Annotated in this window: 12 protein-coding genes; 8 read left to right on the forward strand and 4 right to left on the reverse strand. The window is 59.1% G+C overall.

Translation table 11 applies throughout. The features are described 5' to 3' along the window. Positions 1–28: 28 nt before the first annotated feature. Entirely contained in the window at positions 29–472 is a 444-nt protein-coding gene (locus tag EKL29_RS03215; protein ID WP_126688827.1) for a DUF2569 domain-containing protein, read from the reverse strand. A 105-nt stretch (positions 473–577) separates the two neighbouring features. After that, positions 578–793 carry a transcription modulator YdgT gene (ydgT, locus tag EKL29_RS03220; RefSeq protein ID WP_120452474.1) on the reverse strand — a complete coding sequence of 72 codons (216 nt, stop codon included), beginning with the start codon at positions 791–793 and terminating at the stop codon, positions 578–580. A 715-nt stretch (positions 794–1,508) separates the two neighbouring features. Between ydgT and ytfQ the strand changes: the two genes are divergently transcribed. From ytfQ to yjfF, 4 genes are read left to right on the forward strand one after another with little or no spacing between them, the layout of a single operon-like run. Next, positions 1,509–2,465: a galactofuranose ABC transporter, galactofuranose-binding protein YtfQ gene (gene ytfQ / locus EKL29_RS03225; RefSeq protein ID WP_126688828.1), complete on the forward strand. Its 957-nt coding sequence runs from the start codon at positions 1,509–1,511 to the stop codon at positions 2,463–2,465. A 54-nt stretch (positions 2,466–2,519) separates the two neighbouring features. Further along, a complete protein-coding gene (locus EKL29_RS03230; RefSeq protein ID WP_120452477.1) occupies positions 2,520–4,040 on the forward strand; it encodes a sugar ABC transporter ATP-binding protein in 1,521 nt (506 codons plus the stop codon). After that, positions 4,033–5,043 (forward strand): galactofuranose ABC transporter, ATP-binding protein YtfT, encoded by a 1,011-nt coding sequence (ytfT, locus tag EKL29_RS03235; RefSeq protein ID WP_120452478.1) that lies wholly within the window; start codon positions 4,033–4,035, stop codon positions 5,041–5,043. Before EKL29_RS03230 ends, ytfT begins: the two co-directional genes overlap by 8 nt. Further along, a complete protein-coding gene (gene yjfF, locus EKL29_RS03240; protein ID WP_120452480.1) occupies positions 5,040–6,026 on the forward strand; it encodes a galactofuranose ABC transporter, permease protein YjfF in 987 nt (328 codons plus the stop codon). Before ytfT ends, yjfF begins: the two co-directional genes overlap by 4 nt. Positions 6,027–6,309: 283 nt before the next feature. On the opposite strand, the gene araA is transcribed toward yjfF, so the two are convergent. Continuing rightward, positions 6,310–7,812 (reverse strand): L-arabinose isomerase, encoded by a 1,503-nt coding sequence (gene araA / locus EKL29_RS03245; protein WP_120452481.1) that lies wholly within the window; start codon positions 7,810–7,812, stop codon positions 6,310–6,312. An 11-nt stretch (positions 7,813–7,823) separates the two neighbouring features. Continuing rightward, positions 7,824–9,509, reverse strand: coding sequence for a ribulokinase (locus tag EKL29_RS03250; RefSeq protein WP_126688829.1), 1,686 nt, complete (start codon positions 9,507–9,509; stop codon positions 7,824–7,826). Positions 9,510–9,524: 15 nt separating this feature from the next. On the opposite strand from EKL29_RS03250, the gene EKL29_RS03255 reads away from it, so the two are divergent. The 4 genes from EKL29_RS03255 (at position 9,525) to araH (ending at position 13,445) form a co-directional block, all read left to right on the forward strand. Beyond that, positions 9,525–9,785, forward strand: coding sequence for a hypothetical protein (locus EKL29_RS03255; RefSeq protein WP_126688830.1), 261 nt, complete (start codon positions 9,525–9,527; stop codon positions 9,783–9,785). A 92-nt stretch (positions 9,786–9,877) separates the two neighbouring features. Continuing rightward, positions 9,878–10,861 (forward strand): arabinose ABC transporter substrate-binding protein, encoded by a 984-nt coding sequence (locus EKL29_RS03260; protein WP_126688831.1) that lies wholly within the window; start codon positions 9,878–9,880, stop codon positions 10,859–10,861. A gap of 62 nt (positions 10,862–10,923) precedes the next feature. Beyond that, positions 10,924–12,444, forward strand: coding sequence for an L-arabinose ABC transporter ATP-binding protein AraG (gene araG, locus EKL29_RS03265; RefSeq protein WP_120452486.1), 1,521 nt, complete (start codon positions 10,924–10,926; stop codon positions 12,442–12,444). A gap of 14 nt (positions 12,445–12,458) precedes the next feature. After that, the gene (gene araH / locus EKL29_RS03270) at positions 12,459–13,445 is read left to right on the forward strand and encodes an L-arabinose ABC transporter permease AraH (protein ID WP_126688832.1); all 987 of its coding nucleotides are present in this window, start codon (positions 12,459–12,461) and stop codon (positions 13,443–13,445) included. Positions 13,446–13,500 lie beyond the last annotated feature (55 nt).

The raw sequence follows: 13,500 nt of genomic DNA on the forward strand, positions 1-13,500 counted from the left end.
GATTAAATTGTTGACGAAACTCACGGCGTTACGGCCGGATAAACGTCGTTTTTACCCGCTGGGAACGTTTGAAGTAGGGCACGAAAACCGCGGCGGCGAGCAGGGCCAGCAGCAGCGTCTGAGCAGCTTTGCCGTCGGCGACCGGTGTAAAGGCGAAGGTCTTTAGCGCCAGCAGCAGCGTGACCAGCAGCCAGATAATGTAGTGGCGTGGCAGGCGGCGCGAACGTTTGCAGAAGATCCAGCATACCCACAGGCTGTAAAGCCAGACGGCGAGCGCGGTCAGCAGAGAGATTGCCCAGTTGGTCACCAGCATGCCGCCGTGCGAAAACAGCGTCGCGCGCCATTCCGGATTAAACAGCGGGCTGAGATACATTGCCACCACCAGGGCGCTGGTGAGCAGCATCATAATCAGCCAGGCGAGCGGGACTAGCAGCCAGCCGCCCAGACGCGGCGCGGTTACCGATTCATTCATGAGGATGATCCTGTTGCGACAAGGAAAGCGGGAGAGAATAACACGTTCAAACAGAGCCTGCCTGCGCAGAAGAGAAGCGGCGCCAGCAGGCCCGTTAATCGCGGATCAGACGACGTAACGCCACACGGTTTTAGGCACGCGGCCTAAATCGTACAGCCGACCGCCTGACGCCAGCTCAGCGCGCCGATGATCCGCCGCGCGGTACATGCTGATAATCTCTTTATCATCGGTGAGCGAGTAGTTGAGGTGATCGTAGAGCTTTTCCAGACTTTCCAGATTATTCACTTTGCGGAATTTGAGCAGGTAATCTTGCGCGGTCATGATTGCCATAAATGAAGAGAACAGAGGAGAGGTCAGTATAGGGAGCAACTGCACGCTGTCCAGCGTCTTATGCTGTAAAAGAGACAAATTATTTATTTTTGCTAATCAATGCGCTAAAAACGCCACTTATTATCATCTGAGCATAAAAAAAGCGAAACGGCTAAAAGGGATGGCGCCGCCGCCCGTCGCTTGCCGCTGCGCTAAACGGTGCCAGGGCTCGCCACGTCTGCGATTACACTTTTCTGAGGCTGAATCCGCTTCGCTTAGGGTTATAAAAGTGTATTTATTACGTTCCCCGCCACCAGGGTGACTGAAAGGAGTAAATAACAGCGTTTTTAATCATTCAGGCCCTCTTTCCGGTGGTCAAAAGGGCGCCTCAGACGCGCCTGTTCATTCCCGGTTTCTGTGCGGAAAATCACAAATTTATCATCTCGCCTGCACCACGTGCGATGACCAAAGTTTACGTATAATTGTAATCGCTTTCAGGAGCAGATTTCATAAGCGATTCTGTTTATTACATTTATTTAACCAGCGTTTTTAAAATAACCAGTCATTTTGTCCATGCCTGCTAAGGCGAGCAACTGCCATACCTGCACGTAACCCCTTTAATTTGAACTAATTTGTGAGGCGCGTCGCCCTTATTCATAGCGATTTACGCCAGGCTAAACGGGCTCTTTACCCTTACTCGCAAAAGCCCTTCAGAGGAATGCAAACTATGTGGAAACGTTTACTTGTGACCACCCTGGTCAGCACCGCGTTAGCAGCGCCGGTAATGGCGGCTGACCTGACCGTCGGCTTCTCTCAGGTCGGCTCCGAATCTGGCTGGCGTGCAGCGGAAACTAACGTGGCGAAAAGTGAAGCGGCGAAGCGCGGCATCACGCTGAAAATCGCTGACGGTCAGCAAAAACAGGAGAACCAGATCAAAGCGGTCAGGTCGTTTATCGCACAAGGCGTCGACGCGATCTTTATTGCGCCGGTGGTGCAGACCGGCTGGGAGCCGGTGCTGGAAGAGGCCAAAGATGCCAAAATTCCGGTGTTCCTGCTCGACCGCGCCATCGTGGTGAAAGATAAATCGCTCTATATGACGGTGGTGACCGCCGATAACGTGCTGGAGGGCAAACTGATTGGCGACTGGCTGGTGAAAACCGTCGGTAACAAGCCGTGCAACGTTGTCGAGCTGCAGGGCACCGTCGGCGCCAGCGTCGCTATCGACCGTAAAAAAGGCTTTGCCGAGGCGATCGCCGGCCATCCCAATATCAAACTGGTTCGTTCGCAGTCTGGCGACTTTACCCGCAGCAAGGGCAAAGAGGTGATGGAGAGCTTTATCAAGGCGGAAAACAACGGCAAGAACATCTGTATGGTCTATGCGCACAACGACGATATGGCAATCGGCGCGATTCAGGCGATTAAAGAAGCTGGCTTGAAGCCGGGCAAAGATATCCTCACCGGCTCTATCGACGGCGTGCCCGATATCTATAAGGCGATGCTGGCGGGAGAAGCTAACGCCAACGTCGAGCTGACGCCGAATATGGCTGGTCCGGCTTTCGACGCGCTGGAGAAATTCAAAAAGGATGGCACGCTGCCGCCGAAAATCACCAAAACCGAATCCCGGCTCTATCTGCCTGCTGATGCGCAGGCACAGCTGGATCTGAAAAAAGGCATGGGTTACTGAGCCGCGAGCCGCTCTCCGGAGCGGCTTTTTATCTGTTGAGGCGGAGCTGACAAGATGATTAGGCACAATGATGATGCGCTGCTCACCATCAGCGGCGTCAGCAAAGGTTTTCCCGGCGTTAAGGCGCTGGATAACGTGTCATTTAGCGTGCGCAAGGGCGAGATCATGGCGCTGCTGGGCGAGAATGGCGCGGGCAAATCGACCCTGATCAAGGTGTTGACCGGGGTGTACAGCCGCGACGCGGGCACCCTGACCCTGAACGGGCAGACCATTGCGCCGCGCAGCACCGCCGACGCACAAAAAATGGGCATCGGCACGGTCTATCAGGAGGTCAATCTGCTGCCGAATATGTCGGTGGCTGACAACCTGTTTATCGGCCGCGAGCCGCGCCGCTTCGGCATGGTCGACCGCCGACGCATGGTGCGCGACGCCGACGCGCTGATGCGCAATTACGGATTTGTTCTCGACGTAACGCGTCCGCTGGGACACTACTCGGTCGCCATGCAGCAAATTATCGCCATCTGTCGCGCCGTCGATCTGTCAGCGCAGGTGCTGATCCTGGATGAACCAACCGCCAGTCTCGACGCCAGCGAAGTGGAGATGCTCTTTGCCCTGATGGCGCAGCTGAAAGCCAAAGGCATGAGCCTGATCTTCGTCACCCATTTTCTCGATCAGGTTTATCGGATTACCGACCGTATTACGGTATTGCGCAACGGTCAGTTTATCGCCACGCGCGATACCGCGACGCTGCCGCAGATTGAACTGATCAAGCTGATGCTGGGGCGCGAGCTGCTGGAAACCGCGCTGCAGCGTCAGGGCAGCACGCTGCGCAGCAACCAGCCGGTAGCGTCGTTTCGCGACTACGGCAAGAAGGGCACCATTGAACCTTTCGACCTTGAGGTGCGGCCTGGGGAAGTGGTCGGTTTGGCTGGTCTGCTCGGTTCCGGCCGCACCGAAACCGCCGAGGTGCTGTTCGGCATTCGCCGTCCCGATCGCGGCACGGCGACCATTAAGGGCAAGCCGCAGACCATACGCTCCCCGGCGAAAGCGTCGCGCCTCGGCATCGGTTTTTGTCCGGAAGATCGCAAGACCGACGGCATTATCGGCGCCGCCTCGGTGCGCGAAAACATTATTCTCGCGCTGCAGGCGCAGCGCGGCTGGCTGCGGCCGATTAAGCGGCGCGAGCAGCAGGCGATTGCGGAACGTTTCATCAAAAGCCTCGGCATTCGCACGCCGCACGCCGAGCAGGCCGTGGAGCTGCTTTCCGGCGGCAATCAGCAGAAGGTGCTGCTGTCGCGCTGGCTGGTGACCAGACCGCAGTTTCTGATCCTTGACGAGCCGACGCGAGGCATCGACGTCGGCGCGCACGCCGAGATTATTCGCCTGATCGAATCCCTCTGCGCCGATGGTCTGGCGCTGCTGGTGATCTCCTCTGAGCTGGAGGAGCTGGTGGGTTATGCCGATCGCGTGGTGATTATGCGCGACCTGAAGCAGGTGGCGGAGATCCCGCTTGAGCAACTGTCGGTGGCGTCGATTGTTAATGCTATCGCGGATGGAGGGGCACAACATGCTTGAATCCCATATGACGAAGCCAGAACGCCGTAAATTCCGTCTGCCGCCGGGGCTGCCACAGGTCGCCGCACTGATTCTGGTGCTGCTGGTGGATAGCCTGGTGGCGAATAACTTTTTCGCCGTGCATCTGCAGGATGGCCGCCTGTTCGGCAGCCCCATCGATATCCTTAACCGCGCCGCGCCGGTCGCGCTGCTGGCGATCGGCATGACGCTGGTGATCGCCACCGGCGGCATCGATCTCTCCGTGGGTGCGGTGATGGCGATTGCGGGCGCGACCGCCGCAACCTTAACCGTGGCGGGTCACAGCCTGACAATGGTGATTTTTTCCGCGCTGGGCGCAGGTCTGCTGTGCGGGTTATGGAACGGCGTGCTGGTGGCGCTGCTGCGCATTCAGCCCTTTGTCGCCACGCTGATTTTGATGGTGGCGGGGCGCGGCATCGCGCAGCTGATTACCCAAGGGCAGATCGTGACCTTTGACAGCGCGACGCTGGGATGGCTGGGCAGCGGTTCGCTGTGGCTGCTACCGGTGCCGGTATGGATTACGCTGGCGGCGGCGCTGCTGGTCTGGCTGCTGACGCGCAAGACCGCGCTCGGGCTGTTTATCGAGGCGGTAGGGATTAACCTGCGCGCGGCGCGCAATGCGGGCGTAAACGGCTGGCTGGTGGTGATGTCCACCTATGTGATTAGCGGACTCTGCGCGGCGATAGCGGGCCTGATCGTGACCGCCGATATTCGCGGCGCAGACGCCAATAACGCCGGCTTATGGCTGGAGCTGGACGCGATCCTCGCTGTGGTGATTGGCGGCGCGTCGCTGATGGGCGGCCGTTTTAACCTGGTGCTGTCGCTGATCGGCGCGCTGATTATTCAGGCGATGAATACCGGCATTTTGCTGTCCGGTTTCCCGCCGGAGCTTAATCAGGTGGTGAAAGCGGTGGTCGTCATGTGCGTGCTGCTGCTGCAGTCGCCGCGCTTTCTGGCGATGCTGAAACGGAGAGGTTCCCAATGATTAAACGTCATCTTCCTCTGATGATTACGCTGCTGGTGTTTGTCGCTGGCTACCTTTTCTGTCTGAGCCAGTTTCCCGGCTTCGCCTCAACGCGCGTAATCTGCAATATCCTGACCGATAACGCTTTTCTCGGCATTATCGCCGTCGGCATGACTTTTGTGATCCTCTCTGGCGGCATCGATCTGTCGGTGGGCGCGGTGATCGCTTTCACCGGCGTGTTTCTGGCGCGCGCCATTGGCGATCTGCATATTCATCCGCTGCTGGCATTCGCCATTATTCTGGCGGCGGGCGCGCTGTTCGGCGCGATGATGGGCTGGCTGATCGACGCGCTGAAGATCCCGGCCTTTATTATTACGCTGGCAGGCATGTTTTTCCTGCGCGGCTGCAGCTATCTGGTATCGGAGAACTCGATTCCCATTGATCATCCGCTCTATGCCACGCTTTCCAGTCTGGCGTGGAAAGTGCCGGGCGGCGGTCGCCTGAGTTTGCTGGCGCTGGTTATGTTGCTGGTGGTGGCGGGCGGGATTTTGCTTGCCCACCGTACGCGGTTCGGCAATCAGGTCTACGCCATAGGTGGCAACGTGACCTCGGCGCAGCTGATGGGGATCTCCACACGCGCCACCACCATTCGCATTTATATGCTGTCGACCACGCTGGCGACGCTGGCGGGTATCGTTTTTTCCATTTATACCTCGGCGGGCTATGCGCTGGCGGGACTGGGCGTCGAGCTGGACGCTATCGCCTCGGTGGTGATTGGCGGCACGCTGCTCTCCGGCGGCGTCGGTACGGTGCTCGGCACGCTGTTCGGGGTGTTGATTCAGGGGCTGATTCAGACCTGGATTAACTTTGACGGCACGCTGAGCTCCTGGTGGACCAAGATCGCCATTGGCATTTTACTGTTCGCCTTTATCGCGCTGCAGCGTCTGCTGACGGTGATGTGGGACCGGCAGAAAAATGCGCCGGTGAAGCGAATAGCGACCTGAGGGTTTGTTGTTGACTAAGCCGCCTGCGGGCGGCTTTTTTGTGGCGGTGAGAATGTGCTTTAAGCGGGCCAACGCTACACCTTGTTCAAAAACGCTCCCGGCGTTTTTATCCATGGCTCGGACGCGTTGCTCTTCGGGCAGAACCCTTGCACGTATTGGCTATTGCATTGCTGTTTTAAACAAACCGCACAGAGGTTAATCAAGGAGGGAGATGGGCAGTTCGGTCTTTCGTAAACAACAGCGCCGACTTTTAAAGTCGGCGCTGATTTTTTCTAATAAAAACTTAACGTTTCGAACGGTAATAAACTTCATTCCAGCGCAGCGCGTCTTTAAACGCCGGCAGCCGCGTATGCTCGTCAATTACCAGCACTTCGATATCGTTCATCTCGCCGTAGAGGTACATATCATCCAGCGTCAGCGCCTGACTGAATACCGTATGGTGCGCGCCGCCCGCCAGAATCCAGGCTTCCGATGCGGTAGCCAGCGACGGCTGGGCGCGCCACAGCGCACGCGCCACCGGCAGCTTCGGCAACGGTTTCGGCTGCTCAATCGCATCCACCACGTTTACCAGCAGGCGGAAACGATCGCCCATATCGATAACGCTGGCGTTAACCGCGCGTCCGGCTGGCGTTGAGAAGATCAGGCGCGCCGGATCGGCTTTGCCGCCGATGCCAAGGAACTGCACGTCGATCAGCGGCTTCTCTTCTTTAGCGACAGAGGGGCACACTTCCAGCATATGCGAGCCTAACACCAGGTCATTGCCGGGCGAGAAGTGATAGGTGTAATCCTCCATAAACGAGGTGCCGCCGGGACGATCGCCCGCAAGAACTTTGAAAATGCGCAGCAGCGCGGCGGTTTTCCAGTCGCCTTCGCCGGCGAAGCCGTAGCCCTGGCCCATCAGACGCTGTACCGCCAGGCCGGGAAGCTGCGTCATGCCGTGCAGCGTCTGGAAGTTGGTGGTAAAAGCTTTGCAACCCTCGTCGTCAAGGAAGCGCTTGATGCCGATCTCAATCCGCGCCGCGTCCAGCACGTTCTGGCGCTTTTCGCCGCCGCTGGCCGCCACGTCGCTGAAGCGATAGAGGCTTTCATACTCATCGATCAGGGCGTTGACCTCGCCGTCGCTGACCTGATTGATCACCTCGACCAGATCGCCGACGCCCCAGCCGTTGACCGCATAGCCGAACTGGATCTGCGCGGCTACTTTATCCCCTTCGGTAACCGCCACTTCGCGCATATTGTCGCCGAAGCGCGCCACTTTCAGCTGCTGGCTGCTCTGCTTCGCGAATGCGGCGCGCATCCAGTTGCCGATACGTTGCTGGCTGGCCGGGTCCTGCCAGTGGCCGGTCACCACGCTGTGCTGCAGGCCCATGCGCGCGCCAATAAAGCCGAACTCGCGGCCGCCGTGCGCGGTCTGGTTCAGGTTCATAAAGTCCATATCCATGCTGTCCCACGGGATCTCCGCATTGAACTGGGTATGGAACTGCAGCAGCGGCTTGTTCAGCACGCTCAGCCCGCCGATCCACATTTTGGCGGGCGAGAAGGTGTGCAGCCAGGTGATGATACCGACGCAGCTGTCGTCGTGGCTGGCGTCGCGGCAGAGCGCCAGCGCTTCATCCGGCGACTTCACCAGCGGCTTGACGATAAGCTTTAACGGCAAGGCGGAGGAGGCATTCAGTCCTTCCACCACCTGGCGCGCGTGCGCTTCGACCTGACGCAGGGTTTCCGGGCCATAAAGATGCTGCGTGCCGATCACAAACCATACGCTGTGCGCGTTGTACTGATCCATAAAACCACTCCTTAATTAGCGTTGGCGGGGCGCGACGCATACTGCGGCTCAGCCGCCGCGCACCAGAGTTGATAACGTTCATAAAGCTGCTGATAGCGCGCGACTCGCGCGGCGTCGGGCTGGAGCGTGACGGCGACCGGACTGGCCATCGCTTTCTGCGCCTCGGGCACCGTGGCGTAAACGCCTGCGGCGACGGCGGCGAAAATCGCCGCGCCCAGCGCGCAGCACTCATCCGAGGCGACGATATCCAGCGGGCGGTTCATTACGTCGCAGCACGCCTGCATGATGGCAGGTGATTTGCGCGCGATGCCGCCCAGCGTCAGGATGTTCTCTACCGGGATCTGCTGCTGTTCGAAGCACTCCATAATGGCGCGTGCGCCGAAGGCGGTTGCGGCGATCAGGCCGCCGAACAGGGCGGGCGCGTCGGTGCCGAGGTTAAGGTCGGTGATAACTCCTTTCAGGCGCTGGTTGGCGTTGGGGGTACGTCGACCGTTGAACCAGTCGAGCACCACCGGCAGATGATCCAGCTGCGGATCGGCGGCCCAGGCCTCGGTCAGCTGGCGGATCAGATTGCGCTGCAGCTCGGCCAGCTGCGGCTGAAGTTCAGGATGTTGCGCCGCCGCCTGCTGCAGCGGCCAGCCGAGCAGGCGGCTGAACCAGGCGTAAATATCGCCGAACGCCGACTGACCCGCTTCACAGCCGATAGCGCCCGGCATAACGCTGCCGTCTACCTGACCGCAGATGCCTTTAATGGCGCGATCGCCGACCCGCTGCGCGTCAGCGATCAGGATGTCGCAGGTTGATGTGCCAATCACTTTCACCAGCGTATAGGGCTGTGCGCCAGCGCCGACCGCGCCCATATGGCAGTCGAACGCGCCGCCAGCAATAGTCACGCTCTGCTGCAGGCCGAGCCGCTGCGCCCATTCGGCGCTGAGCGTGCCGACCGGGATATCGGCGGTCCAGGTGTCGCTGAACAGCGGCGAGTCGAGCTGCTGCGTCAGCAGCGGGTCGAGCGCGTTCAGGAAGTCGGGGTCGGGCAGGCCCTGCCAGTCGGGATGCCACAGCGCCTTATGACCGGCGGCGCAGCGGCTACGGCGCAGAGTGGCGGGCGCGGTAGTGCCGCTCAGCAGTGCTGGCACCCAGTCGCACAGCTCAACCCAGGAGACGGCGGCGTCGCGAACGGCGGCGTCGGCGCGCGAAACGTGCAGGATTTTCGCCCAGAACCATTCAGAGGAGTAGATGCCGCCAATATAGCGGCTGTAGTCGGTAAAGCGTCCGCTGCGGCACAGCTGATTAATCGCTTCCGCTTCTTCGATAGCGGTGTGATCTTTCCACAGCACAAACATCGCGTTGGGGTTATCGGCAAAGTCGGGACGCAGCGCCAGCACGTTACCGTCGCGGTCGATGGGGGCAGGCGTCGAGCCGGTGGTATCGACGCCGATTCCCGTGACGCTGTCACGTTGTGTCGGCGTCAGCGCCTCAAGCACGCCCAGCAGCGCCTGCTCCATCGCCTCTATATAGTCCAGCGGATGGTGACGAAAGCGGTTGGCATGAGGATCGCTGTACATGCCCCGTTGCCAGCGCGAATAGTTCACTACGGCGGTTTTCAGCTCGCTGCCGCTGTCGCAGTCCACCGCCAGCGCACGTACCGAATCACTGCCAAAATCGAGACCCAGAGTGATGGCTCCAGCACGCATCGGAAATCTCCTGTTATGAATAATCGTCTCTCCATCCTGTGGCGGCGGCGCAAGAAACGTTATTCACCGATCGCTGAGAATATGCACTTTTCTGCCATGGGCAGCGATTTTGTGATCGCCGACAAAAGTTACCTCTCGGTTAAAATTGCTGAATATATGGAACATTTTGTCGTGATTTCAGGGTGTGATACCGCTCTACATTTTTCATCGGCTTTCCCGCTACAACTAGCCCAGCGTTTGTGCAGGCTTTACTCAATCGCCCGTCTAACGCGCTGATTTTCATCCGTACCCAAAAAAGAAAATTGACTGGTAGCGTTTACACCGATTCGTTAACAGCAGTGAAAAATACCCTAGCGCCGGAGAGCATCATGCATAAATTCACTAAAGCGTTCGCGGCCATCGGCCTGGCAGCGGTTATGTCACATTCCGCTATCGCCGAGACCATGAAGCTGGGATTTCTGGTCAAGCAGCCTGAAGAACCCTGGTTCCAGACCGAATGGAAATTCGCGGACAAAGCCGGGAAGGATTTAGGCTTTGAAGTGATCAAAATCGCCATTCCCGACGGCGAGAAAACCCTTAACGCCATCGACAGCCTCGCCGCCAGCGGTGCGAAAGGCTTCGTTATCTGCACCCCCGATCCCAAGCTCGGTTCCGCTATCGTCGCCAAGGCGCGCGGTTACGATCTGAAAGTGATCGCCGTCGACGATCAGTTCGTCAACGCCAAAGGCAAACCGATGGACAGCGTGCCGCTGGTGATGATGGCCGCGACCAAAATCGGCGAGCGTCAGGGACAGGAGCTGTATAAAGAGATGCAGAAGCGCGGCTGGAACGCCAAAGAGACCGGCGTGATGGCGATTACCGCCAACGAGCTGGACACCGCGCGCCGCCGTACCGGCGGTTCGATGGAGGCGCTGAAAGCAGCCGGCTTCCCGGCGGCGCAGATCTATCAGGTTCCTACCAAATCCAACGATATTCCCGGCGCGTTTGACGCAGGCAACTCGCTGCTGGTGCAGCATCCCGAAGTGAAACACTGGCTTATCGTCGGCATGAACGACAACACCGTGCTGGGCGGCGTGCGCGCCACCGAAGGCCAGGGCTTTAAGGCAGCCGACGTGATCGGTATCGGCATCAACGGCGTCGATGCGATAAGCGAACTGTCGAAAGACAAAGCGACCGGCTTCTACGGCTCGCTGCTGCCCAGCCCGGACGTGCATGGCTACAAGAGCAGCCAGATGCTCTACGACTGGGTGAGCAAAGGCACTGAGCCGCCGAAATTCACCGAAGTCACCGACGTAGTGCTGATTACCCGCGACAACTTTAAAACCGAACTGGCGAAGAAAGGGTTGATGTAAACCCGCGTACCGTGCCGCCGCGTATGCGGCGGCACCTTAACGGTAAACCCAGAGGAGTTACCATGAATAGCGAGCCAACCTTTCTGTCGTTTCATGGCATCAGCAAGACTTTTCCCGGCGTTAAAGCGCTGCAGGATATCTCGTTCGAATGTCGCGGCGGCGAAGTGCACGCCCTGATGGGCGAGAACGGCGCGGGCAAATCCACGCTGCTGAAAATTCTCAGCGGCAGCTATCAGCCCAGCGGCGGCGAGATCCGCATTAAAGGCGAGCCGGTCAGTTTTCAGCATACCAGCGACGCGCTGGATGCGGGCGTCGCCATTATCTACCAGGAGCTGCATCTGGTGCCGGAAATGAGCGTGGCGGAGAACATCTATCTCGGCCAGATCCCGCACAAGCGCGGCCTGGTAAACCGCAAGCTGCTGCGCTACGAAGCGGGCCTGCAGCTGAAAAACCTCGGCATGGATATCGATCCCGATATGCCGCTGAAATATCTCTCGCTCGGCCAGTGGCAGATGGTAGAGATAGCCAAGGCGCTGGCGCGCAACGCGCGCATTATCGCCTTTGACGAGCCGACCAGCTCGCTCTCCGCGCGCGAAATCGACAACCTGTTCCGCGTTATCCGCCAGCTGCGCGCGGAAGGGCGCGTGGTGCTCTACGTGTCGCACCGCATGGAGGAGATTTTCGCGCTGAGCGACGCCATTACCGTGTTTAAAGATGGCCGCTACGTTCGCACCTTTACCGATATGTCCAATACCCATCACGACGATCTGGTGCAGGCGATGGTGGGACGCAACCTCGGCGATATTTATGGCTATACGCCGCGTCCGCACGGACCGGTGCGCCTGGTGCTGGAGAAGGTCGAGGCGAAGGGGGTGCGCGAACCCATTTCGCTCGAGGTGCGCGCCGGTGAAATCGTCGGCCTGTTCGGGCTGGTGGGCGCCGGACGCAGCGAGCTGATGAAAGGGGTGTTCGGCGCGACCCGACTGCGCGGCGGACGCATCCTGCTGGACGGCGAAGTGGTGAAGCTGCGCGAGCCTATAGACGCGATTCGCGCCGGCATCATGCTCTGCCCGGAAGATCGTAAAGCGGAAGGGATTATTCCGGTGCACTCGGTGCGCGACAATATCAATATCAGCGCGCGGCGCCACAACCTGACCGCCGGCTGCCTGATAAAAAACCAGTGGGAGGCGAGCAACGCCGACAGCCATATCCGCTCGCTCAATATCAAAACGCCCCATGCCGGGCAGCTGATTATGAATCTTTCCGGCGGCAACCAGCAAAAGGCGATTCTGGGCCGCTGGCTGTCGGAAGAGATGAAGGTGATCCTGCTGGACGAACCGACGCGCGGCATCGACGTCGGCGCGAAACATGAGATCTACAACCTGATCTATCAGCTGGCGAGCAAAGGCATCGCGGTGCTGTTCGCCTCCAGCGACCTGCCGGAAGTGATGGGCCTTGCCGACCGCATCGTGGTGATGCGCGAAGGCGCCATCGCTGGCGAACTGCTGCATGACGACGCCACGGAGCAGCAGACGCTGAGCCTGGCGATGCCTAAAACCACCCAAGCGGCCGCTGTGGCCTGACAGAGGAAAATATTATGTCTTCATCCACAACTTCAGGTACGCCGCCGGTTCAGCAGCGCAGCGGCATGCGCTTTGGGCGTATCTGGGATAACTTCGGCATGCTGGTGGTGTTCGCGCTGCTGTTCATCGCCTGCGCCGTGTTCGTGCCAAACTTCGGCTCCTTTATCAATATGAAAGGTCTGGGCCTGGCGATGTCGATGTCGGGCATGGTGGCGTGCGGCATGTTGTTTTGCCTCGCCTCCGGTGATTTTGACCTCTCGGTCGCGTCGGTAATTGCCTGCGCTGGCGTGGTCACCGCCGTGGTGATCAATATGACCGAAAGCCTGTGGATCGGCGTGTTCGCTGGCCTGCTGATCGGCGTTGCCACCGGCTTTATCAACGGCTTTGTGATTGCGCGCCTGAAAATCAACGCGCTGATCACCACGCTGGCGACCATGCAGATCGTGCGCGGCCTGGCCTATATCTTCTCCGACGGCAAAGCGGTCGGCATTGAGGATGAGCGCTTTTTTACCATCGGCTTCGCCAACTGGCTTGGCGTGCCTGCGCCTATCTGGCTCACCATTGCGACCATGCTGATTTTCGGCTTCCTGCTGAACAAAACTACCTTTGGCCGCAACACGCTGGCAATCGGCGGTAATGAAGAGGCGGCGCGTCTGGCAGGCGTGCCGGTGGTGCGCACCCGCATCATCATCTTTATACTCTCCGGGCTGGTGTCGGCGGCGGCGGGCATTATTCTCGCCTCGCGTATGACCAGCGGCCAGCCGATGACCTCGCTGGGCTATGAGCTGGTGGTGATCTCCGCCTGCGTACTGGGCGGCGTCTCGCTGAAGGGCGGCATCGGCAAAATCTCCTATGTCGTGGCTGGCGTGCTGATCCTCGGCACCGTTGAAAATGCAATGAATTTACTGAATATCTCGCCATTCTCACAGTACGTGGTGCGTGGTCTGATACTGTTAGCGGCGGTGATTTTCGACCGCTATAAACAAAAGAATAAAGCCTGACGGCAAAAAGACGCGGCGCCCGGTGGCGCCGCGCACTGATTAACCATGACTGAGT

This window comes from Pantoea sp. YU22, from assembly GCF_003970755.1.
In the GTDB taxonomy this organism is placed as follows: Bacteria; Pseudomonadota; Gammaproteobacteria; order Enterobacterales; family Enterobacteriaceae; genus Pantoea; species Pantoea piersonii.